This window comes from Aquimarina hainanensis (genome assembly GCF_042684685.1).
Lineage (GTDB): Bacteria > Bacteroidota > Bacteroidia > Flavobacteriales > Flavobacteriaceae > Aquimarina > Aquimarina hainanensis.
In genome coordinates this window covers 154683-176874 of record NZ_JBHULX010000039.1, presented here as the reverse complement: position 1 = coordinate 176874, position 22192 = coordinate 154683, and the positions used below count along the sequence as shown (strand labels likewise).

Here is a 22192-nt window from a genome sequence, read left to right as displayed (position 1 = left end):
GGTTCCTATACGGATAGAATATCTGATATCCTCAATAATTCTTTATTAATCCCATGACCTTCTTTGAAATCTTTATCAAATTCACTTGTAGTTACCTGATTATTGACCAACCCAACCATCAGGTTTTCTTTACCATCCAAGAGTAATTCTACTGCTTTGACACACAATCTACTTGCTAAGGTTCTGTCAAAACAAGATGGTTTTCCTCCTCGCTGCATATGCCCTAATACAGTTACCCTTACATCGTAATCTGGAAGATGTTCTGTCACATAATCTGCCAGTTCATACACATTTTTCCCGGTTTTATCTCCTTCACTTACTACTACAATACTTGAAGATTTCCCTGAGCGCTTACTTCTTTTTAAAGATTCTAACAAGCGTTCGAGTCCCAAGTCTTCTTCTGGTATCAAAATTTCTTCTGCGCCTGCTCCTACTCCACTATTTAATGCTATAAAGCCGGCATCTCTCCCCATTACTTCTACAAAAAATAATCGATTATGAGAGCTCGCAGTATCTCGGATCTTATCAATTGCATCAACCACCGTATTTAAGGCTGTATCATATCCTATCGTAAAATTGGTTCCGGCAATATCATTATCAATTGTACCTGGTACACCTATTACAGGTATTTCATATTCCTTACTAAAAATTCGCCCTCCAGTAAAGGTCCCATCTCCTCCAATCAACACCATTGCATCTACTTCAATTTCTTTTAATTGTGCTGCTGCTTTTTCTCTCCCTTTTTTGGTTCTGAATTCTTCCGAACGTGCTGATTTTAATATGGTTCCTCCTTTGCTAATAATATTCTGAACACTTCTGGCAGTCATTTCTGTGTAGTCTCCTTCGATCATTCCCTGATATCCTCTATAAAACCCTACACACCTAATCCCATAATAGGCACATGCTCTCACTACTGCACGTATCGCCGCATTCATTCCGGGAGAATCTCCTCCCGATGTCATTACTCCAATTGTCTTAATACTTTTAGCCATATATTATATTTCGTCAATATGCATCTGTCTTCTAAAAAAACAGTTACTATCTCGTTCTACTTTTCGTCTTTTTTAGTAAAATTAATAAAATCTGGGGCTTTTATCTTTGTAGAGTCTTTAATTTTAGGAATAGAATCCCGTTGTTTTTTATTTTTAAAAATTTTTCTCCACAATTCATTGAAATTATCAAAGTCTACAGAATAAGAAAGTCCTATCCCTTGTTTATGCCCTTGTGGAGTTCCTACATATTGTACTTCGTTCTCCCGATTAAATATCTTTCCTCTCAGAGTTCCTTCTTCATTAAACAAATACTCGGCTTCTACATTACCAACCACTACAGATTCGTCTACTCCTCCTACTAAAACCCCAACACGACCATTAATCAAGATTCGATCACTTATTTTAGTAGATAAGGTAACTCCAAACTTATCAGAAGTTTCACTATCGATCCCCCTATTTCCCTGCACATAATTTAGTCCCACTTTGAACTTATCATCCTCGCCTGCAAAAATATCGTTTACTAAACTGGATGCGCGTTCTACCAGGTTTCCTGTAATTAAGTTTTGTCCCAGGTTTAACTCGTTATAAAACTGCCCCTGTGTAAGAAGTGACAGTGCCTGAAAATCTCTTGTAGATTTATCTTCTAATTTATATTCTAATTCACTTTTTATAACAGAACTCAAATTCGGAAAACGGATATCAAAATTCAATTCTGGTTGTATCAATTCTCCTTTTAGATAAACAACTACCTCAACAGGTACTTTTCTGTTAATCGTTGAATTTTCCAGCAATGCTACGGGATTGGCTTCTGTTTTATAAATAGCATTCAGATCCAGAATCGCACGTGTAGGACTCCCATCCCAGTTGATACTGTTATTATCACTCTCTTTACTAACTGTAAATACTTTTTCTATTAAAGCGCCATATCTAAAGTTATAAGTTCCTTCATATACGTGGAAATCTCCCCACATATTGAATTTCCCATTTGTATTTAATTCAATCAATAAGTTTCCTGCACCTCTCCCCTTTAGAGAACTTCCATTCTTTTTATCAATTACGATTTCTACCTCGGCGTTATCATTTACATCAAGATCAAAATTAATCGCTAATCCATTCAGGTCTTCAACAATGATATCTTTGCCTTCTAATCGTGCTTTTTTCTCTTCGTGACTGAGAAAGTGGATATAGGAGTTATCTCCTAATGACTCTGAGTCTTTTAATGGAATTTTGAAGATAGTTCCTTTTTCTGACCGGGCATTAACATCGATAACTAATCCATTAATTGGTCCTTTTATAGAAGCATCTCCACTAATAAAAGCTGTTCCAAAGTACAAGGATTCTTCTTCCTCTTCTGTATCCAGCGCAACCATCCTATCTGCTAAAATATTTAACCCTAAATACCAATCAGAAAATTGTTTATGTTCAATATAGCCTCCTAAAATACCTCTGGTTTTATACTTGGTATCCATGATATTAATCTCATCAAAAACAAAACGTTGCTTTTGAAGGAGCATTCTTGCATTTTCTTCAAAATCAAAATCCACATTGAGATACGGAATTTTTAATCCTGCCTTTTTAAGTGTAACCATGCCATCAATCGCAGGATCTTTATAACTTCCATTAATGGTTGCTTTTCCTGAAACCAATCCTCTTAAATCTTCAAAAACAATCCCTCCTAATTGGCTAAAACACGAGATATCAAACTCATTAAGATCAACATTTATCTTCATATCAGAACCTGATTCCTGTACATCTACCATCCCTAAGGCTGAGAATGTCTTTTTATGACTTTTATCGAGTAATCTACTATTGATTCTATACTGGGTTAGTGATTCATTTCCCGCAATATTCATTCTCAGCTCTCCTAGAGAATGTTTATTTACTTCCAGGCTATCAATCTTAATGGTAGAAGAAGGAAAATACTTTCCGCCTTCCTGAAAAATCGTCACATTCCCATTGACTTCTCCATTAAGTAATAGATTTTCTATATCAGGTATAATTTTATTGAGATCAACTTTGATAAAAGACGCTTCTACATTTTTATCGTCTTTTCCATCAATAACTCCATTGACACGTATCTGCTCATCTTTATGAGTTAAGACAATAGAGTTAATATCCACCTTTGTAAATTTATTATCAAAGATTACATTATTACCCCGCTTGCTTTTTCGCTCATTGACATACCAGGTATAACCTTTAAATGTTAGATCTGATTTTCTAAATCCTACAACAGATTTATTATCTTCATTAATCGTATGATACAATTCGAGATTAAAGCTATCTTCATTTCCTTTTCCTCCTTTAAATTCAGAACGAATAAAGAGTGTATCATTCAGAGTTACATTCACCAAATTAAATTCAGAGGCTTTATAATGCTTTGAGTCAACACTATCGATAGATACAAACGTATTAAATATCGGGTTTTTATTATCTACCTGAATATCGACCATATGCATCGTATTATCATATAGTTGTATCGAGGGAGACTTAAAAGTGAGTTTAAATTCAGCATCGTCACTTTCTACTTTTCCTTTTATAAATGTATTGGGGGCAAATTCTATTTCGGGAATAAAAACATCTATGATTTTATTATAGATATTAAAATTGAATTCCATGAATTCATTGTCTGTTATCTCATTTGCTTCAAAATTCGTATATAAACTTCCGATAGAGTTACGGAATAAATCATACACATTTTCTATTCTAAAAACGCCTTTTACATTTCCTTCAATAATATCCGGACTATTCATAGAAATTGTTCTCACTCCTTCTTCATCAAATTTAGAAGTGATATCAAAATCTTCAAAATAATACGCCCCATTTTTATTTTCATATGAGGTCTGTGCAAAGGAGATCGTTCCAAAAGCATCATCAATCCCTGTCCCTTTGACATCCATGATCACGTCCCCTTTGAGAATAGAAGTTGAATCTTTTTTGATAAAACCAAGTTTATGCAAATCAAGATGGTCTACATTGGCTACAAAATCATAGGTGTTAATCGTTTCAGAAAAATCTATAATCCCATTAAATCTAAAATTTGCATTCGGATCATTAGACGTTAATTTACCATCAAAAACCGGATCTCTCAGGCTTCCTAATATTTTGATATTGGAATATCCATATCCGTTTATTACTAAAGAATTTATATCTCCTTCTACTTTGGTATTTACTGTTGCCATTTCGAATCCACTTCCATCGACATGGATATTAAAAGCAGCTTTCCCTACTGTTTCTCTACCGATTAGTTTTCCTATATTAAAATTAGAAGAGATTATATTTCCATTATATGTAGCATTCTTTACATCATTTAGTTTTCCTAATAATACAAAAGCATTGACTTTCCCCAAATGAGAAAACAGATCCATATCTACATCGACTACATTTCTGGTAACAATAGCATTCCCTTCTGCCCGTACATTCCCAAACTTGTATAGCTCTTTGGGAAGTGAAGTTCCCAGTAGTTCCGGCAATAGGTTTATTAAATCATAATAATTCGTGGTGAGTTCTGTAAATTCTCCTTCTAATTTAAATTTACTAACATCATCAGATAGTGCGTTTTCTATATGGATATCTCCTTTAATGACTGATCGGTCCAATCCTTTTATAAATGCCTTATGTAATCTAAAATCATTTAGAGTTCCTGTTAATCTTGTCTTTTTGATATTCAGCATCTGATTCTTGCCAAACTCTCCATAAAAAGGAATCAAATCATTAGTCGACACTGTTCCTTCTTTAAAATCTGCCTTAATTTGTACCTTGTTTTCGAAATCAATCAAGTCTTCTGGTTGGTAAGAAAAATCAATTTCGGCTTTTACTTTTGAGTCAGGGGTTTCCAGTATCAGGTTTTCAAAATGCATCTGATCTGGTTTGATAGAAAATGACGTTTGCAAGTTAGATACAACAAGTCCCCTCCTATCCTTAAAAGACAATACATTGGTAGTGATATAAAAATCTCCGTCATCTATCCGAATCCCTTCCGAATCTAATATAATATCATCATATCGTATTACCTCTGGGGATCGTAAATCTTCATCCGTATAATAATATCGTCCATTCTGGATAGTGACACGACCAGAGGTCAATATAAATTTAGCATTGGATGTTTTCTTTTTCCCGGTATTAAATTTACGTATATAGGTCATGAGATTATCGCTATCCTCCCCTTTGTAAATTTTCATGTTAAAAAATAAATCTTTTATAGCGACTTCTCCTAATTCGGGTTGTCCTTTACTGATCTCCCTTAGATTGAGAATAGAGGTTTGTATGCTTCCGGCATAAAGCAATGTATCGCCATGATGATCCAATGCCAGAACTTCCTTTAGATCAACACTCCCTAAATACCCAATACCGATTCGCCCAATTTCCAGCTCTACATCATACGTATCCTTAAGGTAATTTGTCGCTTTTTTTGCTATAAAAGTTTGGACACGGGGAATAGAAAACAATATAATTATTGCTATAAAAAACAGTAATAGGCCTAAAAAGACCCTGATCAATATTTTCCCTGATTTTCTGATCCGTATTATTTTTTAACTTTGCTGACAATATTAACAATTTCTATGCCCTTTTCCTCATAATGGACAGACAAAATATTTATATTCTAGGAATAGAATCTTCTTGTGATGATACATCAGCTGCTGTACTTCATAATGACGAGATATTATCTAATGTTGTTGCATCTCAAAAAATACACGAACAATATGGTGGGGTTGTTCCAGAACTGGCCTCAAGAGCACATCAGCAAAATATCGTTCCCGTAATTGATCAGGCGATCAAGCAAGCAAATATTAACAAAGAGCAAATCGATGCAATTGCATTTACCAGAGGTCCCGGGTTAATGGGGTCTTTACTTGTCGGAACTTCTTTTGCTAAATCTTTGGCATTAGCTTTAGATGTCCCATTAATTGATGTTAATCATATGCAGGCACATATTTTAGCTCATTTCATAAAAGAAGAGGGATATGACATTCCTGAATTCCCATTTATCGCCATGACCATTAGTGGAGGGCATACACAAATCGTACAAGTGAACAGCCATTTTGATATGGAGGTTATCGGGGAAACTATTGACGATGCCGTAGGAGAAGCTTTTGACAAGAGTGCTAAAATTCTCGGACTTCCTTATCCGGGAGGACCTTTGATTGATAAACACGCACAGCAAGGAAACCCTAAGGCATTTTCTTTTACCAAACCCAGAGTAGATGGTCTCAACTTCAGTTTTAGCGGGCTAAAAACAGCCATCCTCTATTTCATTCAAAAGGAAACAAAAAATGACCCTGATTTTATTGAGAAAAACCTGGAAGACATTTGTGCTTCTATCCAATATACTATTATTAATATCCTAATTGATAAATTAAAAAAAGCTTCTAAAGAAACCGGAATTAAAAGAATAGCAATTGGTGGAGGTGTTTCTGCTAACTCCGGAATACGAGCTGCGCTAAAAAGCGGAGAACATAAATTCGGGTGGAAAACATATATCCCTAAATTTGAATACACTACAGACAATGCGGCTATGATCGCAATTGTGGGGTACCTGAAATACCTGAAGAAGGATTTTACTGATATGAGTGCTATTGCACAAGCCCGTATAAAAATATAACTCTATGAGCTACAACGAACATTTAGCAACTCGCATTCGAACTGCCTTATCTATATTCCCTGAAGAATTCAGTGAGAAGAAAATGTTTGGAGGACTCGCTTTTTTATACAAAGGAAAAATGACTCTGGGAATTATTAAAGAAGAGCTCGCTGTGAGGGTTTTAGCTGATAAAATGGAAAAACAACTATCTCTTCCATTCGTAAGACCAATGGACTTTACTAAACGACCTATGAAAGAATTTGTTTATGTCGCTAAAGAAGGGTTCATTACAGAAATGCAACTTCAGGAATGGATTGAATTGGGATTAGAACATGCCAAAAGCAAACTGTAACACTTTTTTATTATTATTTTATGCAATTATTTTTTAGTGCAGATATTTTAGCTTCTTCGACATACACTTTTTCTAGAGAAGAAAGCAAACATATTACCAAAGTCTTGCGAAAAAAAGAAGGAGATATATTACAAATCACTAATGGAAAAGGATCTTTATTTACCGGAGAAATCACTTTCTGTACTCCCAATAAATGTGTTGTTCAGATTTCTGAAGAAACAAAATATCCTTCAAAACCCTATCGATTACACCTGGCTGTAGCCCCTACAAAAATGAACGATCGCTATGAATGGTTTTTAGAAAAAGCTACTGAAATTGGTATTGATGAAATCACCCCTATTATTTGTGATCACAGTGAAAGAAAAGTGATCAAGTCTGAACGATTTGAACGCATTATTCAGAGTGCTATGAAACAATCCCTACAGATGCATCTTCCTACATTAAATCCTGCAATTTCACTTACTGATTTTATAACCCGTTCTAAAGATGAAGATCAATTATTTATTGCTCATTGCGAGGAAACGAATAAACAATCTTTAAAAGATACCTTAAAATCCGGTAAAAACACTTTAATACTTATTGGCCCGGAAGGAGATTTCTCTCCCAGAGAGATTGACCTTGCGCTTACAAATAACTTTACTCCTATTACACTTGGTGAAACACGATTGCGAACTGAAACTGCTGCCATTGTGGCTACTCATACAGTTTCATTCCTGAACCTATTGTAATTGTTCTCTGGCAGCAGCAGTAATCTTCAGCTTCGGATTCTGAGTAAACCCGACAATAGCCAGTTTATCTTTTGTTGTCACCCAATCTGGAATCACTATTATACATTCTCCTTCTAACTCTGAAGTTGTTTTTTTATAAGCTACAATATTGCTGTTTTCCAATGTTCTATTTCTGTTTTCTCCGCGAACTACAGTTGTTGTTCTATTTTCTACCACTAATACGATAGCTATTTTATCTTTATCAGTAGTATTAACTGTAGAATAAGTAACTTTAATTTCCTCATCTGATAACTTTGTAACTTTTAAGTCTATCCCAGTATCCGGTTTTCTGGATAAAAATTGTGCTATAGACTGTTCTGCCTTTTTACTATCAGACCCGACAAAATGCGCTGTTCCATTGACAACCAATTGCGGAGTATACACGGATCGACTATTCCATTCATATGCATATTCCCGTTGATAATCAGTATACACTTCTTTACTAAAAGGGTCTTTCCACCCCAATCGATTCCAATAATCTACATGATATGATAATGCGTATACATTTTCATTTTTGTAGACTTTGGTTATTTGTTTAAGCAGGTCATCTGCAGGGGGACAGCTACTACACCCCTGAGAAGTGAATAACTCTAACAAAACAAATGGTTTTTCTTCCTGTGCAACACTTTGATAACTCATCAAAACAATACTTCCTATACAAATCAACAACTTCTTTATATACATATTCCGTTTTTTCGCAGTATTTATTTAATTTTACTACTTTTATTTCTATAAATTTAGACGTCAACAATGACTAAACTTACAGCTCTTTTTATTGTTTTTTTATGTTCGTTTCTTTCTTTTGGTCAGGATATTGCCATATTACAATACAAAGGAGGTGGAGACTGGTATAGCAATCCTACTGCTTTACCTAATCTAATTACTTTTTGTAACAGACAGATACAAACAACCATTGCCTCTAAGCCTAAAACTGTAAAACCGGAGAGTGTTGATATTTTTCAGTACCCCTATTTACATATGACAGGACATGGTAATGTTTTCTTTTCAGAAAATGATGCTGAAAACCTTAGAAAATATTTACTCAGTGGTGGTTTTTTACATATTGACGATAACTACGGGATGAATCCATACATCCGAAAAGAATTAGTCAAGGTATTCCCAGATAAGGAATTGGTAGAGATTCCTAATACACATCCTATATTCTCTACCGTTTATACCTTCCCGAAAGGACTCCCTAAAATTCATGAACACGATGGAAAACGACCGCAGGCATTCGGAATTATACATGAAAATCGATTAATTCTCTTATTTACTTACGAGAGTGATCTGGGAGATGGCTGGGAAAATCCGGAGATTCATAATGACCCAGAGGAAGTACGGTTAAAAGCCCTACAAATGGGTGCTAATATCATTAAATATGCTTTTGAAAACTAAGCATTCCTCTTTTTTTATTATTTAAACAAAAGTACCTCCCTATGAATTCTCAGCTACAACACCATCGTGCAGAAACTACCTTCATCAAAAAAAGGTTTCCAATTGTTCTTGTTTGTGATGCTGTAAATTCTCCAGCTAATATTGGAAGTTTATTCAGAATTGCAGATAGTTTTGGTATCGAAAAAATATATTTCTGTGGAGAAGATATTACTATTATCAGTAAACGGATGCAACGAACAGCCAGATCCACCCATGAATATATAGCATATGAACAAGCAGATACTATCACAGAAGTTATTGATACCTTATTAGAACAGGCATATACGATTTTATCCTTAGAAATTACAGAAAACAGCATCCCTGTTCAAACCTGCTCTATCCAAAAAAATCAAAAAATTGCGTTAGTGATCGGAGAGGAAAACATGGGAGTATCTCCAAGCGTACTCAATATCTCTGATAGCAGTATTCATATCAACATGTATGGCAATAACAGTAGTATGAATGTAGCAACTGCCACAGCAATTGCCCTTCATGAAATTACTAAAAAACTGATGCCTGAAAAATAATCAGCTTAGGTGTATTTTAATTCATCGTTCTTTCTAGACAGACCGATCTACTGATTGTAGTTTTACTACACATTCAATACATAATTATCATGAAAGAACAAATTAAATACTATCAGGACAAACTTGCATATGAAATAGATGCTGCTGATTTATTTCTCGCTATTGAGAATAAAGATAATATAATCATCATTGATACTCGAAAGGCTTCTGGTTACACTCAGGAACACCTCCCTAATTCTATTAATATTCCTCATGCAGAAATGAATGAAATAACAACGCGCCATCTGGATAAAAAAACAACTTACATTTGCTATTGTGATGGAATTGGGTGTAATGCCTCTACAAAAGGGGCTTTAAAAATGGCACAATTAGGTTTTACTGTAAAAGAACTTCTAGGAGGTATAGAATGGTGGAAATTTGACGGATATGCTACAGAAGGCACCCGAAAACAGGAAAGAACAACAATCCATTGCACATGCTAAAACTATTATATTGAGCATTTAGTAAGAACTTTTCCTAATTTGATCAGCATACTAAGTTAGAAAAAAGGTTCTGGCATCGGTTCTTTGGAACATATCAAAAAAAATCCCAGAAAAAAACAGCTCATTATTAAGCTGCCATCCCCTGCAAACAATGGGTTTTCTTTATTTTTTTATAAAAAAATCTATATATAAATGAAACAAAAAGAAAGTTTTCACTTACACTTACGACTAATAAACCACTAAAACGGTTTATTAGAGTTCTGATTCCGAAATATCAAATCTACAGTACCATGATATTTCGGAATCTTTTTTTCTTACCGACATCTCCTACATTTTTGTATTTTTATCCTTACTAATACTATTAAAAAGTAAATAACTCCTTACTTATGAATTCAAAAACGATTGCGTATGGTATCCTTAGAGCAGTAAGCATACTTATAGGGATTCTATTGCTTCTCTGGTTTCTTTATAAAATACAATCCATACTCGTATATATCGCTTTTGCTGCTGTAATTTCTCTAATGGGGCGACCTTTGGTATTATTTCTCAAAAGAAAATTAAAGTTTAATAATACACTTGCTGTAGTTTTTACCCTATTTATTACTATTGCCCTGTTTCTAAGTATATTTTTACTATTTGTTCCTATCATTACGGAACAAGGACAATTGATAGGTGAAATAAATATTAATAAAATCGGAGATGATCTCGACAGACTAAATGAGGAAGTGAGTAATTATTTCAACATAAATAAACTTAATTTATTAGAAGTACTGAAGCAGACTGATTTGATGAAATATTTGGATTTAAAAATCATTCCTAATCTTATCAATTCTTTCTTAAGTGGGTTTGGAGCTGTTTTAATAGGTCTTTTCTCCATACTATTCATTTCTTTTTTTCTATTAAAAGACAGCCAATTGCTAGAAAATAGTTTATTGGTTTTTGCTAAAAAAGAAGACGAAACAAAATTTATGCGAGCCTTTACCAAGATTAAAGATTTATTATCTCGTTATTTTGTCGGACTGTTATTACAAGTATTGATATTATTCACCCTATATACAATTCTGTTTTTGATATTTGGAGTACACAATCCTATTGCTGTAGCACTTATAGCTGCCATTTTTAATTTAATACCATATATAGGTCCTTTATTTGGCGGTATATTGGTGTTAATCCTTGCTACAACAAGTAATCTGGGTATGGATTTTTCTACAGTGATTCTTCCTAAACTAACATACATTCTTATCGGGTATCTTATCATTCAACTGATCGATAATTTTGCCAATCAACCTCTTATATTCGGAAACAGTGTTAAATCACATCCTTTGGAAATTTTTATTGCTATACTCATATTCGGATCCTTATTCGGGATCAGCGGTTTAATTGTCGCTGTTCCTTTTTATACTGCTATTAAGGTTATTTCTAAAGAATTCTTATCCGAATACAAAATCGTTAAGCAACTAACAAAAGGACTATAATCCTAATCAGTAATTTCCTCTAATCAAAAAATAAAACGCCAGTGAATGCTGCTATTCTACGACGAGAAGTGCAAGATTTTATACATGAAAAATCTTCTAAGCCGATTGATATTAGTAAACTTATTCTTTCCGGTAGTCCCTTCTCAGACATTTCCAGTCAAGAGTTAGCACAACAGATAAAAGGGCGTTTAAAGGCGAAGGATAAGCTTTCGCTTTGGTATCATACAAAGGGGATTTATTATCCCCCTTCCATTAATATGGAACAAACTTCTTCAGAACTGACAGGGCTGTATAAGAGCAAATTAGTTTCCGGGGAGCGATTAATTGATCTTACAGGGGGGTTGGGTATTGATGATTATTATTTTTCTAAAGTCATTAATAAAGTAACCCATTGTGAACTCAATGAATCACTAAGTCTTATCGCCACTCATAATTTTAGTGCTTTAGGTGCTTCAAATATTGTTACTCATACAGGAGATGCTATTTCCTATTTGCAAAATCAGGAATATCAATATGACTGGATTTATATTGATCCCTCGAGAAGAAATGATATCAAAGGAAAGGTTTTTTTTCTGGAAGATTGTTTACCAGATGTTCCTAAACATATTGATTTGTTATTTTCGCGAAGTACCAACGTTTTAATAAAAACATCTCCTCTGCTGGATATTCAAACCGGAATTAAGTCACTACAATTCGTAAAAGAAATTCACTGTGTTGCTGTTAAGAATGAAGTCAAGGAGTTAATATGGGTATTGTCCAAAGATTATATAGGAAAAGTACACATTACGAGTTGCAATATTACTAATGACCAACAGAAATTATTTTCTTTTTCCATAGAGGAAGAAGTCACTGCTTCTTGCTCCTTTAGTTCTCCTAAAAAATACTTATATGAGCCTAATGCTGCAATCTTAAAAAGCGGGGCATTTAAATGTGTTGCAACTCGTTATGGACTGGATAAACTTCATCCGCATTCTCACTTGTATACATCTGACATGCTCATTGATTTTCCAGGAAGGCGTTTTGAAATTATATCACATGCTCCCTATCATAAGAAAAATTTAAAAGCTAATGCCATTACCAAAGCAAATATTACTGTGCGGAATTTTAATGAAACAGTGGCTAACCTTCGTAAAAAATTAAAAATAAAAGACGGAGGAACAGATTATTTATTTTTTACCACAGATGCTACCGGAGCAAAAATTAGTATTCATTGCAAAAAAGCGTAATTAGCTGTTTACAACTCCAGATTACTCATAAAAATCTGATGTTCTATTGCGTGAATAACCAAACCTGCTATATTTTTAGATCCTGTCTTTATCATAAGATTATTGCGATGTCCATCTACTGTTCTCGGGCTAATAAAAAGCTGTTCTCCTATTTCTATAGTTGTTTTCTGCTCACAAATTAGTTTTAATACCTCTCGTTCCCTTTTGGTCAGAAATTCTTCATCATACTTTTTGCTTTTATCTGCTTTTAGCGATGCTTCCTGTATAATGCTCATCACATTATCATCGTAATAAAAGCCTTTTAAAGCCACCTGATTAATTGTATCTATTACTTTTGTTGGTGATGCATTTTTGGCTAAATACGCAACGGCTCCCTGACGGATCATATTACTGATAAATGGTTTTGAATAGTAACTCGTCAAGGCGATAATTTTAATATCCGGGAATTTTTTTCGTACTTCTTTAGTCGTTTCTACCCCATTTAAATAAGGCATTTTTAAATCCATCAGGATTATTTCCGGCAATTCTCTCATATCATTAAGTTGCTGGATAAGATCATTTCCATTTTCTGCCTGTAAACAAATATCTATATTGGTTTCTTTATCTAAAATAAAAGCGATTCCTTGTCTAAACAACGTCTCATCATCTGCAATGGCTAATCGTATATTTTCCTTTTTCATCGTGTATCAATATAAGTTGGTTATTCTGATCTATATTTTTTTGATTGTAATATTAAAAGTGACTCCTTCTCCTTTTTCACTAAAGTATTCGATAGCGCCTTTTAATATTTCAATGCGGCTTTCTATATTTTTAAGCCCTATTCCTTTTCTCTTTTTTATTTCTTTTAGGTCAAAACCTTTTCCGTTATCCGTAAACTTGATTTTGATTCCCTCTTTGCCATCTTCCATTATCAATGAGACTTCTGTAGCTTCTCCATGACGAACGGCATTATTCAAAAACTCCTGAACAATCCGAAATATATGGAGTTCTTCCTTCTTTTCCAACGAGTTATTATACGTGATTTTATAATCTACTTTTAGTTGCTTACTCTGTATAAATTCATCACATAACTCTTCTAAAGCTGCTTGTAATCCAAAGTTCTCTAATATTGGAGGTAATAAGTTATGAGCTAGTCTTCTGGAGCTCTCAAGGGTATTGGTCGTCACAGTAAGAATATGTTCCATCATATCTTTTTGTTCTTGTTCGTTCAAGCTCCCATCAATTAACATATTCGTACTTAGACTAACTACATTGAGTTTTGCACTAATTGCATCATGCAAATCTTGTGCAATTCGCTTTCGTTCTTCTTCCTGGGTTTCTAAGGTAGCATGAAGTACATCTTTCTGATAGGATATTAGCAGATTAGCTTTATCCAATTCTACAGCTACAATTTTCTTTCTTGAAAAGAAAAAGAAAATAATCAATGCTACAGCCATTAATAATAGTACTGTAATAGCCACCAAAATGATGACAATAATCTGTGAATCTTCTGCTAACAGTTTTTTCTCCATTCTATAAAAATAAAAATTTGAAATATGATATATAAGACTCCATTAACCACCCAAACTACCTTATTGACCATCGGGTCTAATTCTGTCATTAAATTTCCTGAAGCAAATATCAAGGCACTACAAAGTATGTATATCAGGGTGCCTATATTAATATAAATAAATTCAGTAGAACTATCCAGGCTTCTAAACAAAAATAAGATTGCATAGGTAGTCAATACCAACGCAGTAATTAGAACCTCAGTAAGGTTAAAAACCTTAAATAGTTCAGGATTCAGTATATATTGTATAAATAATATTATCAAAACAAGTAGTGTGGTCCAAAAAACCCATTGTTTTAATCTTTTTCGTATAAATAGCATTTTATAACATAAACTCAGTAATACAAATTGTCCTACTAAATAAAAGTGTGATAAAAACAGGTTGTTTTTTCCATTTAAAAATAAAATTTCGGTACTCAGTTGAATTATAAATGTGAGAAGTAAGTACGCATAAAAAATTTTATAAACCGTTTTTAACTTTGATATTTTTAAGGAAAACAGGCAGATATTACTAATCAATAACAAATACCCAAAATAGACAACTAAATTCTCAAACATCAATTTCTATTTTTAGAGAATCACTGCTAGTAAGTATTAATACATTATCAATCTCTAAAGGGAATTCTAAAGAATTTCTCAATCTTTTAAACATATGCAATTTTTAGGGGTTATGTTACTACTAATGTATAATAATTATTTATGATTGTATTTATGTATTGGCAAAAAAGTACTTCATTACATAAAAAAAAGGCTCCTATTCAAACAAGAGATAAAAGCCTTTTTGATCAATTTAATACAATACAATATCTATTGATACAAAGGAGCCCACTACCCTCCTATTCTATCATCTCCTCCGATGTCACACATGGTTGGACACGGACGGGAAAAATCATAGATATATGCATTTTCTCTTTCTCTATTACTCCCTTTTGAAAATAGATTTATTTTATGATTCTCAATGGGAGTAAATACAGTAGTTAATTTATTCTCGTAGTTAATTCCCCACGACAGATAAATTGTGGATACTGGTTGATTTGCCATATGTCGTACGACTACAGGAGACAAACTATAATGCCGTATTCTTTCTCCATTTAATATGGTTACATCATCAATATCTGTTGTAGATTTTCTTCCCCAGGAATTCAGGTAATCAATCGCTTCATTAGGTTGTAAGATATGACTTGCTACAATTTTATTTGCTTCACTATTTTTATTAAAGCGTTTGGACTGTATACTTACTAATTTTGATTTTATATCATCGGTTCCTTTTGGAGCTACCAAAAACTGACCTATAATTTCTTCTTTACTGTTTAAACTAACTATTTTGACCCACAACTTATTTTCTATTACTCCCGGAATAAACCGAACTTGTACTACCTGGTCTGAAGCTACAATTTCTTGTAGTTTTTTAGTAGGTATATAGTATCCTTTTTGCGGATCAAATACTGTTGAAATATCATTATAATTCCATCCAAAATCGGTGGTTTGTTCTTTGTTGTTTTCTGAATCAATTACTACTGTTTCATCATTACTACATGAAATAAAAAGTGTACTGAATAAAATAATTATTGTTTTTATAACCTTATCCATAATCTGCTAATTTTTAATTTGATGTTATGGACCCTAAATCAACCTTAGATGCATTAATAAGCCCTTTAACAACAAATTGGTTAATACTACTTAAGATGTTAGCACTAGAAAGAAGCCCCTTTCCCTTTTTCACTAAAAAAGGCAGCTAACTATGTACCCATGTTTATGGGCCACATCGGTATGTAAACATGTTTAAAAAAAGAGATCCCGGATGTTTTTTTACATTACAGCGTAGTAAAAGAAAATGCCCCCCATGTTCTTTTAATGCGATCTAATAATGCTTAGTAAGCATTCGTGATATCTCATCTTCGGCCGAAGATTTCGAGTCAAAAAAGAAATGAAAAATCTATACGTCTTGAAATTTTACAGTTTGTCTATTCTATTTTGATATTACAAAGGTAAGTAGCTAAACCAACAAAAATATTTCATTATATTTCATAACAAAGCTTTCCTGTTAGAGTCAAAGGGGATTTGTATAAACTAAAAAAGATCACACCTAGTAGTGTGATCTTTTTAAAATTTTATGAATAGCTTACTCTCTATTGAGTATGATAAACTATTATTTTCTATATTTTTTTACTTGCGTATCTTGAGGAGGTAGGGGTATTGATGATGTATACATCTTCTCGATTCATTATTTTATCTTTTCCGATAGGAATAAGAACCCCTACTAATGTATTAGTATTATTTATTCCCCATGATATATTGATATGATCAATTTCTAAATTAGAAAGGTGCAGAACGAGTTCTTCGGATAAGGTAAAGTACGCTACTCTTTCTCCATTTACTTTTGTTATTTCATTGATTTCTTCTTTCTTCTTTCTATACCAGGCATCTTTGTACTTTCTGGCTTCTTCTATTGTTATCCTATATGGTGTATCGGTCATATTTTCTACAATTGTATCTCTTTCTTTTTGTTGTAAAAGATTCAGGTACGCTATAGGAGAAACCTCAATAGTATTCTTAGCCCATTCTTCTTCTGTAATAGCTCCTTTTTTATCAATTGCGTGAAATTTTAGATAAATATCTTCATCCAGGATACCCGGAACAATTCTAAATTCTTTTTTCCCATTGGCGTGAATCAGTGTCAAAAGTTGTTCTGGTGTTAGTTGATATGTTATTTCTTCCTCTAAAAAATAATTTGTCAAATCGGCATTTTGCCAATTATTAGAAAAAATATTGTCTATTTCAGATTCTACAGCTACGGAATTACTTGGTTTGCATGAAATAAAAAGATAGGTACATAATAGTACACTTGTTAATCGTGTAGTTTTAATATTCATTGATATGCCAGTTAGATAAAAGTCTTGATAAATTTAACATTTTATACCTATAAAAACACATCTTTAATATTAAAATTTAAACAATAAATAACTTAACATCAAAACATTACTGTTATTCCGTAAAAAACAAGAAGATTTTAAAATTTAGCTATATTTAACACTTTTTAGAAATACATAAAAAAGCATTTTATAAGGCCTTATAAAATGCTTTTTTATGTTTGTATAAGTATACTTCCCAGATACAAATACACGAGGTATTTAAACCTCGGATGACTGGAGAACGAAATTACTCTTTTGTATCAGAGATTTTTAATAATAAATTATTCTTTTTTCCATCAAAAGCTTCAAAAATGATATCTCGATTTCTTAAACGTACCGCCTGACTAACTCTCAGGAAATCAAGGCGTGAATTTCTAATATCGCTTCCGGTAAGAATCGGTTCTTTAACAACCTCTCCTGTCCCATCATTAATCACAAATGCTGTCAGGTATAAAAACTCTTTTTTTCGATCGTAATATTTTGCCGGAAACTCTTCAAACCCTCTTTTTAGATTTGTAAAATCATCTATATAAAACAGATAATGTTTTCCGTACTCTTTGAATGTAAAATAGGACATACTTGATTTTCCTCTTGTTCCCATTTGATATTTAGGCAGAATATGCATCCATTCTATTTTACCAGAAGTCATCAATTTAGAAGCCACTATATTCCTGTAATAATACTTATATATTGTTCTTGATCCAGAAGAACTCGATGTCGTCTGCGAAGTAACATATCGTTGTTCTGCAAGAATAACAACACTTCCATCGGCATTAAAGGACAATGAATTGACATGTAGGTCTTCAAAATCATCTTTATCTGTTTTCTTTTGGGTACCTTCATTAATTCTTGTTTCTCTGGCAGCTGCAAATTGCTCCTTCAACTCTCCAGGAATATCACTGGAAATAGTTTCTACCACTTTCCCCAGGCTATCTATTTTTGTAGAAAAAAGTCCCGTAGCTATTGCCTTATTATCTTTGGTTGTATAAAAACCGGTAACTCGTATTAATCCGGCTGCATCAATACCTAATACTGCATCAGCAATTGCTCTATTAGGAACTCCTATTGATGCTTTTACAACTTCTTTATCATCTGCTGTTATTTTAAAGAACTCTGTTCTATATGTTTCTTTCAGCTTATCTTTATCAGATGACTCTTCTGCAAAAATCGAAGCAGTCATAAAAAACGTTCCTTCATTATTAATAAGAAAGTCTTCTGCTCTGATCTTCTTTGTTGGATAGGGCAATGTCACTTTTCTTGTCCAGAGTCGGGTCAGCTCAGAATCAAAAACACTAATCCCTATTTTATCTCCTTCATCAGATGGGGTTTTTACTCTAAATAGCACCAATAACTTTTCTCCATTCGGAGATTTTTTAAAAACAAACTTATTGATACGTCCTCCTGCATCAAAACCATAAGTACTTTTAAAACCAAAATCGTCGCTAATATTTTCTTTTTCGCTTACTAATTGCACTGGTTTTCCTGCTACAATTCCTGTAAGGGAGATTACCTGTGCAAAGGCTTTATTTTTTTTACTATAGAAAACAACCGCTTTTCCATCCAGATTCATCGCGCCATTAAAATCCCCTTTATCTTCTATTACCTGTCGTTTTTTTACATCTTCTTTCATGTCTTTTAAAGAAAAACGCTGAATAGTGATGTCTTTTCTTCCTTTTTTAATTGACATAAACCGGCTTCCATTCCCTACGTAGTAGGTCGTATAGTTTTTTATGTGTTTGTATTTTTCTCCAATAGAAAAATCAAAATCTTCTGACAATACCGGTTTTTGTGCAAACAAAGTTCCTCCAAATAAAGTAGTACCGATAACTACCAGAACTTTTACAAATTTAAACTGCTTATTAGGGCTATTCATAATATTATAATTAGGTCAAGATTACACAAATATATAATACTTCTGGGAGTATTTAGGTTCTAATGAAATTTCAATTAAAAAAAAGGATAAAAAGCTTGCATTAAAAAAAACTGATTTTCAATCTTTTAAAAAAAAGATCACATTTTTTTAAAAATAATTCCTGAAAAATGTTGTTTCATACCCTAATATCCTATACATTTGCATCCGCATTTGAAACAGTAATGCAGCCGTTCTTAAGAAAATAATTGTTTGGAGAGGTGCCAGAGTGGTAATGGAGCAGATTGCTAATCTGTCAACGCGTAAGTGTTGCCAGGGTTCGAATCCCTGTCTCTCCGCAGTGTTTATTTAATCTAAAATTCGGGGTGTAGCGTAGCCCGGTTATCGCGCCGCGTTTGGGACGCGGAGGTCGCAGGTTCGAATCCTGCCACCCCGACAATAAGATTAAAAATATATTCTGGTCGCGTAGCTCAGCTGGATAGAGCATCTGCCTTCTAAGCAGACGGTCACAGGTTCGAATCCTGTCGCGATCACAAGGCAAAACCTACTGATTTTTTCAGTAGGTTTCTTTGTTTATAGGCTTTTTATTCCTTTTACCCTTACTTGATTTAATCACATCGATATCAATACGTACGTCTTGTTTAGATACGATCCTTTACAAAGCGATCATAAAAGACAAACTATTTTACTCCCTGGAATATTTGGGGTGTTTTATATTTCTAATATGCTAACTTTTAAATTGAAATCAATTTTACTTCTGTCAAATTCTATTTCAATTCCACCTTTTTTACTTTTCTTTTCTGCATTGGCAAACATTGAAATCTCAAAAAAGTAATCTTGATTTATTGCTTTTAACTGTTTATTATCAACATACCCCCTCTTTCCGTTTTCAGGTTCCCAACCACAACAAACAAATTTCAGTTTGCCCATTCCAAATTTCTCAATTAGAATTCTTTCAATTTCTCCGGAATCTTTTCCTAGAACTTTATAATCAGCTTCTAAAATAATTTGCCCAGTTCCGGGCGTACATCCAGTGAATTCAACTTTATTGAGTTCTATTCCATATTGCTCCAGCAAATCTCCACATTCCAAATTTTGAGAAAAACAAAAATTCGATAGAAAAAACAATACCAGTAATTGCAGATATTTCATTTTTTGAGTTTTAATTATCTATAGACATCGTTAGGAAGTCATTATTAATATTATCGTTTATACACTAACTCTCCTTTCAAATATGTTTTTAATACCTGAGTTTGCTTAATCTGGTTAGGCTGAATATCAAATAAATTCTGACTTAAAACTATAAAATCTGCTTCTTTACCAACTTCCAGTGTTCCAACTTTATGCTCCTGTCTCATTATGTAAGCTGCATTTATGGTATATGCCTTAATAGCTTCGTTCAGTGATATATTTTGAGGTGCGCGGGTTACTGCATTTTGTATTCCAATAAAAGGATTTAATTTACTTACATCCCAATCACTACTTAATGTTAATCTTGCATTAGCTGCTACCAAACTCTTAATCGGAATATTAGCATTGTTCAGTGATGAGTTAATTAGAGAATCAGTTTCGTGCCAATTTTCTGGATGTGTAAAATCACCGGCAACTTGCGCATCTGCTGTTACATTTAATTGACTAAATCTTGAATAATCAGATGGCAAAACATATTCTACATGTGTCAACCTATGCCTCCCATTTCCATTACTACTTTGCTCTATTGCATTAAGAGCTTCATTAACACCCCGATTACCTATAGCATGAATATGAAAATCAAAACCTATGGGTTCTAATGCAGCAATATATTTAGAAATTCTATTTTGGGAGACATAATTTAAACCATTGTTCGTAGGTAAGTTAAACAAGTCGATAAGATAATCACCCTCCATTGCTGATGTGGTATTAATGACTATTCCATCCGAATACAGTTTGATTTGATTGATTTTCAGGAAACTGTTTGGATCGTTTGAATATAATGATCGAATCCTGCTAATTTGTGCTGCATCATCCTCTGTTGGATATAACCAAAGCCCAAGATTTGCTCTTACTGTTAGCTTGCCTTCACTTTCTGCCTGTTGCCAAGTTTTATGATGATTTCGTTTCCAATACGTTCTCGCATCACAAACGGAAGTAATTCCGTTTTTTCCTAATTCAGGTAAAGCATAATTTACCAATCCAGCATAATCGTTTTGTTCATTATTAGGAATGGACGCTATCGCTAAATCGATAATTAAATTTCCTGCATTGTCAATTAACAATCCGTTGGGTACTCCATTATCATCTTTCATAATGATTCCGCCAACTGGATTAGCAGAGTTTTTATTAATTCCAGCAAGTTCTAAGGCTTTAGAATTTACCCAAACAGAATGCGACGTTTGTTCCATTATCGCAATTGGTTTGGTAGTTGATATATCATCCAAAATTTTAATCGGTTCTCGGCTTGCATCAAAAAGTGTATAAATGTCAAAACCCCATCCCAAAATCCATTCTGAGTCAGGGTTCTGGTTTATTGCTTGTATGATATCAGTGGCATAGTTTTCAGGGGCTGTTTCCTGAGCATCTAAGACAAATAGAAAATTATCTGAAGCTGCTTCCAAGGGATGCAAGTGTACATCGTGGATTCCTGGCATTACCATTAAACCTTCCAAGTCTATGATTTCTGCATTTTCTGAGGCTTGATTTTCTACTTCTTTATTTGTTCCTATTGCGATAATTATTCCATCACGAACCAACATCGTATCTGCCCATTCTTGATTTGGGTTTACGGTGTAAATCTGCCCATTTGTGTACAATTGTTCGTTGTTTTGATTCGGTCCGGTTCTGTTATCGTCCTTTTTACAAGATGATAAACTAATAAGTATTGACAGAAGTATTAACTTCATATATTATTCATATATTTTGGTGATCATTTTAATAGTTCGCTAACAACCTGATACAATGGTCTGTTACAGGTTAAATTAGCGATTATTTTTGGTTTAGAACTGACTTTAACAATTCCAGAGGGAATCCGAATGTAATCGAATCCAACCTA

19 protein-coding genes and 3 tRNA genes are annotated in these 22192 nt (G+C 33.5%); 12 read left to right on the top strand and 10 right to left on the bottom strand.

All coding sequences use genetic code 11. The features are described 5' to 3' along the window. Window positions 1–5: 5 nt before the first annotated feature. Together pfkA and ACFSTE_RS16745 are read right to left on the bottom strand one after the other, a co-directional pair. Complete coding sequence (pfkA, locus tag ACFSTE_RS16750; protein WP_176030508.1) at window positions 6–992, bottom strand: 6-phosphofructokinase; 987 nt, start codon at window positions 990–992, stop codon at window positions 6–8. Between the two features lie 56 nt (window positions 993–1048). Next, window positions 1049–5437 (bottom strand): translocation/assembly module TamB domain-containing protein, encoded by a 4389-nt coding sequence (locus ACFSTE_RS16745; protein ID WP_378254512.1) that lies wholly within the window; start codon window positions 5435–5437, stop codon window positions 1049–1051. A 131-nt stretch (window positions 5438–5568) separates the two neighbouring features. Between ACFSTE_RS16745 and tsaD the strand changes: the two genes are divergently transcribed. Genes tsaD through ACFSTE_RS16730 form a run of 3 tightly spaced genes read left to right on the top strand, consistent with a single transcriptional unit; the run spans window position 5569 to window position 7650 of the window. Then, entirely contained in the window at window positions 5569–6591 is a 1023-nt protein-coding gene (gene tsaD / locus ACFSTE_RS16740) for a tRNA (adenosine(37)-N6)-threonylcarbamoyltransferase complex transferase subunit TsaD (RefSeq protein ID WP_176030509.1), read from the top strand. A 4-nt stretch (window positions 6592–6595) separates the two neighbouring features. Further along, window positions 6596–6922: a TfoX/Sxy family protein gene (locus ACFSTE_RS16735; protein WP_176030510.1), complete on the top strand. Its 327-nt coding sequence runs from the start codon at window positions 6596–6598 to the stop codon at window positions 6920–6922. Window positions 6923–6942: 20 nt separating this feature from the next. Further along, the gene (locus ACFSTE_RS16730) at window positions 6943–7650 is read left to right on the top strand and encodes a 16S rRNA (uracil(1498)-N(3))-methyltransferase (protein ID WP_378254510.1); all 708 of its coding nucleotides are present in this window, start codon (window positions 6943–6945) and stop codon (window positions 7648–7650) included. On the opposite strand, the gene ACFSTE_RS16725 is transcribed toward ACFSTE_RS16730, so the two are convergent. Beyond that, window positions 7642–8373, bottom strand: a complete 732-nt coding sequence (locus ACFSTE_RS16725; protein ID WP_378254508.1) for a DUF1223 domain-containing protein — start codon at window positions 8371–8373, stop codon at window positions 7642–7644. The genes ACFSTE_RS16730 and ACFSTE_RS16725 overlap by 9 nt on opposite strands. A 66-nt stretch (window positions 8374–8439) precedes the next feature. On the opposite strand from ACFSTE_RS16725, the gene ACFSTE_RS16720 reads away from it, so the two are divergent. The 5 genes from ACFSTE_RS16720 to ACFSTE_RS16700 all read left to right on the top strand — a co-directional run bounded on the left by ACFSTE_RS16720 (window position 8440) and on the right by ACFSTE_RS16700 (window position 12833). Beyond that, window positions 8440–9084, top strand: coding sequence for a DUF4159 domain-containing protein (locus ACFSTE_RS16720; protein ID WP_176030513.1), 645 nt, complete (start codon window positions 8440–8442; stop codon window positions 9082–9084). Between the two features lie 41 nt (window positions 9085–9125). Beyond that, the gene (locus tag ACFSTE_RS16715) at window positions 9126–9650 is read left to right on the top strand and encodes a TrmH family RNA methyltransferase (protein ID WP_176030514.1); all 525 of its coding nucleotides are present in this window, start codon (window positions 9126–9128) and stop codon (window positions 9648–9650) included. Window positions 9651–9739: 89 nt separating this feature from the next. Next, on the top strand, window positions 9740–10132 hold the full coding sequence (locus ACFSTE_RS16710) for a rhodanese-like domain-containing protein (protein ID WP_378254506.1): 393 nt from the start codon (window positions 9740–9742) through the stop codon (window positions 10130–10132). A gap of 386 nt (window positions 10133–10518) precedes the next feature. Next, window positions 10519–11607: an AI-2E family transporter gene (locus ACFSTE_RS16705; RefSeq protein ID WP_176030515.1), complete on the top strand. Its 1089-nt coding sequence runs from the start codon at window positions 10519–10521 to the stop codon at window positions 11605–11607. Between the two features lie 41 nt (window positions 11608–11648). Next, window positions 11649–12833 (top strand): THUMP-like domain-containing protein, encoded by a 1185-nt coding sequence (locus ACFSTE_RS16700; protein ID WP_378254503.1) that lies wholly within the window; start codon window positions 11649–11651, stop codon window positions 12831–12833. An 8-nt stretch (window positions 12834–12841) separates the two neighbouring features. Here the strand turns inward: ACFSTE_RS16700 and ACFSTE_RS16695 are convergent, their stop codons facing one another. Further along, window positions 12842–13513: a response regulator transcription factor gene (locus tag ACFSTE_RS16695; protein WP_176030517.1), complete on the bottom strand. Its 672-nt coding sequence runs from the start codon at window positions 13511–13513 to the stop codon at window positions 12842–12844. Between the two features lie 30 nt (window positions 13514–13543). Continuing rightward, window positions 13544–14344, bottom strand: a complete 801-nt coding sequence (locus ACFSTE_RS16690) for a sensor histidine kinase (protein WP_176030518.1) — start codon at window positions 14342–14344, stop codon at window positions 13544–13546. A gap of 24 nt (window positions 14345–14368) precedes the next feature. On the opposite strand from ACFSTE_RS16690, the gene ACFSTE_RS16685 reads away from it, so the two are divergent. Further along, on the top strand, window positions 14369–14500 hold the full coding sequence (locus ACFSTE_RS16685; RefSeq protein WP_303246385.1) for a hypothetical protein: 132 nt from the start codon (window positions 14369–14371) through the stop codon (window positions 14498–14500). A gap of 710 nt (window positions 14501–15210) precedes the next feature. Here the strand turns inward: ACFSTE_RS16685 and ACFSTE_RS16680 are convergent. The 3 genes from ACFSTE_RS16680 to ACFSTE_RS16670 all read right to left on the bottom strand — a co-directional run bounded on the left by ACFSTE_RS16680 (window position 15211) and on the right by ACFSTE_RS16670 (window position 19167). Further along, entirely contained in the window at window positions 15211–15972 is a 762-nt protein-coding gene (locus tag ACFSTE_RS16680) for a hypothetical protein (protein ID WP_378254499.1), read from the bottom strand. A gap of 566 nt (window positions 15973–16538) precedes the next feature. Beyond that, window positions 16539–17255: a hypothetical protein gene (locus tag ACFSTE_RS16675; RefSeq protein WP_176030520.1), complete on the bottom strand. Its 717-nt coding sequence runs from the start codon at window positions 17253–17255 to the stop codon at window positions 16539–16541. Window positions 17256–17541: 286 nt separating this feature from the next. Continuing rightward, window positions 17542–19167: a hypothetical protein gene (locus ACFSTE_RS16670; RefSeq protein WP_176030521.1), complete on the bottom strand. Its 1626-nt coding sequence runs from the start codon at window positions 19165–19167 to the stop codon at window positions 17542–17544. Between the two features lie 251 nt (window positions 19168–19418). On the opposite strand from ACFSTE_RS16670, the gene ACFSTE_RS16665 reads away from it, so the two are divergent. The 3 genes from ACFSTE_RS16665 to ACFSTE_RS16655 all read left to right on the top strand — a co-directional run bounded on the left by ACFSTE_RS16665 (window position 19419) and on the right by ACFSTE_RS16655 (window position 19697). Next, window positions 19419–19502, top strand: a tRNA-Ser gene (locus tag ACFSTE_RS16665). 23 nt (window positions 19503–19525) lie between these two features. After that, window positions 19526–19600, top strand: a tRNA-Pro gene (locus tag ACFSTE_RS16660). 23 nt (window positions 19601–19623) lie between these two features. Continuing rightward, window positions 19624–19697: transfer RNA gene (locus tag ACFSTE_RS16655), tRNA-Arg, on the top strand. A gap of 178 nt (window positions 19698–19875) precedes the next feature. Here ACFSTE_RS16655 and ACFSTE_RS16650 read toward each other — a convergent pair. Beyond that, a complete protein-coding gene (locus ACFSTE_RS16650; protein WP_378254497.1) occupies window positions 19876–20316 on the bottom strand; it encodes a DUF4952 domain-containing protein in 441 nt (146 codons plus the stop codon). Between the two features lie 50 nt (window positions 20317–20366). After that, window positions 20367–22043, bottom strand: a complete 1677-nt coding sequence (locus ACFSTE_RS16645) for an amidohydrolase (protein WP_378254495.1) — start codon at window positions 22041–22043, stop codon at window positions 20367–20369. Between the last annotated feature and the right edge of the window lie 149 nt (window positions 22044–22192).

Coding starts and splice junctions, on each gene's coding strand:
- pfkA (WP_176030508.1), bottom strand. CDS start 992: ATGGCTAAAAGTATTAAGACAATTGGAGTAATGACATCGGGAGGAGAT.
- tsaD (WP_176030509.1), top strand. CDS start 5,569: ATGGACAGACAAAATATTTATATTCTAGGAATAGAATCTTCTTGTGAT.
- ACFSTE_RS16735 (WP_176030510.1), top strand. CDS start 6,596: ATGAGCTACAACGAACATTTAGCAACTCGCATTCGAACTGCCTTATCT.
- ACFSTE_RS16730 (WP_378254510.1), top strand. CDS start 6,943: ATGCAATTATTTTTTAGTGCAGATATTTTAGCTTCTTCGACATACACT.
- ACFSTE_RS16725 (WP_378254508.1), bottom strand. CDS start 8,373: ATGTATATAAAGAAGTTGTTGATTTGTATAGGAAGTATTGTTTTGATG.
- ACFSTE_RS16720 (WP_176030513.1), top strand. CDS start 8,440: ATGACTAAACTTACAGCTCTTTTTATTGTTTTTTTATGTTCGTTTCTT.
- ACFSTE_RS16715 (WP_176030514.1), top strand. CDS start 9,126: ATGAATTCTCAGCTACAACACCATCGTGCAGAAACTACCTTCATCAAA.
- ACFSTE_RS16710 (WP_378254506.1), top strand. CDS start 9,740: ATGAAAGAACAAATTAAATACTATCAGGACAAACTTGCATATGAAATA.
- ACFSTE_RS16705 (WP_176030515.1), top strand. CDS start 10,519: ATGAATTCAAAAACGATTGCGTATGGTATCCTTAGAGCAGTAAGCATA.
- ACFSTE_RS16695 (WP_176030517.1), bottom strand. CDS start 13,513: ATGAAAAAGGAAAATATACGATTAGCCATTGCAGATGATGAGACGTTG.
- ACFSTE_RS16690 (WP_176030518.1), bottom strand. CDS start 14,344: ATGGAGAAAAAACTGTTAGCAGAAGATTCACAGATTATTGTCATCATT.
- ACFSTE_RS16685 (WP_303246385.1), top strand. CDS start 14,369: ATGATATATAAGACTCCATTAACCACCCAAACTACCTTATTGACCATC.
- ACFSTE_RS16680 (WP_378254499.1), bottom strand. CDS start 15,972: ATGGATAAGGTTATAAAAACAATAATTATTTTATTCAGTACACTTTTT.
- ACFSTE_RS16675 (WP_176030520.1), bottom strand. CDS start 17,255: ATGAATATTAAAACTACACGATTAACAAGTGTACTATTATGTACCTAT.
- ACFSTE_RS16670 (WP_176030521.1), bottom strand. CDS start 19,167: ATGAATAGCCCTAATAAGCAGTTTAAATTTGTAAAAGTTCTGGTAGTT.
- ACFSTE_RS16650 (WP_378254497.1), bottom strand. CDS start 20,316: ATGAAATATCTGCAATTACTGGTATTGTTTTTTCTATCGAATTTTTGT.
- ACFSTE_RS16645 (WP_378254495.1), bottom strand. CDS start 22,043: ATGAAGTTAATACTTCTGTCAATACTTATTAGTTTATCATCTTGTAAA.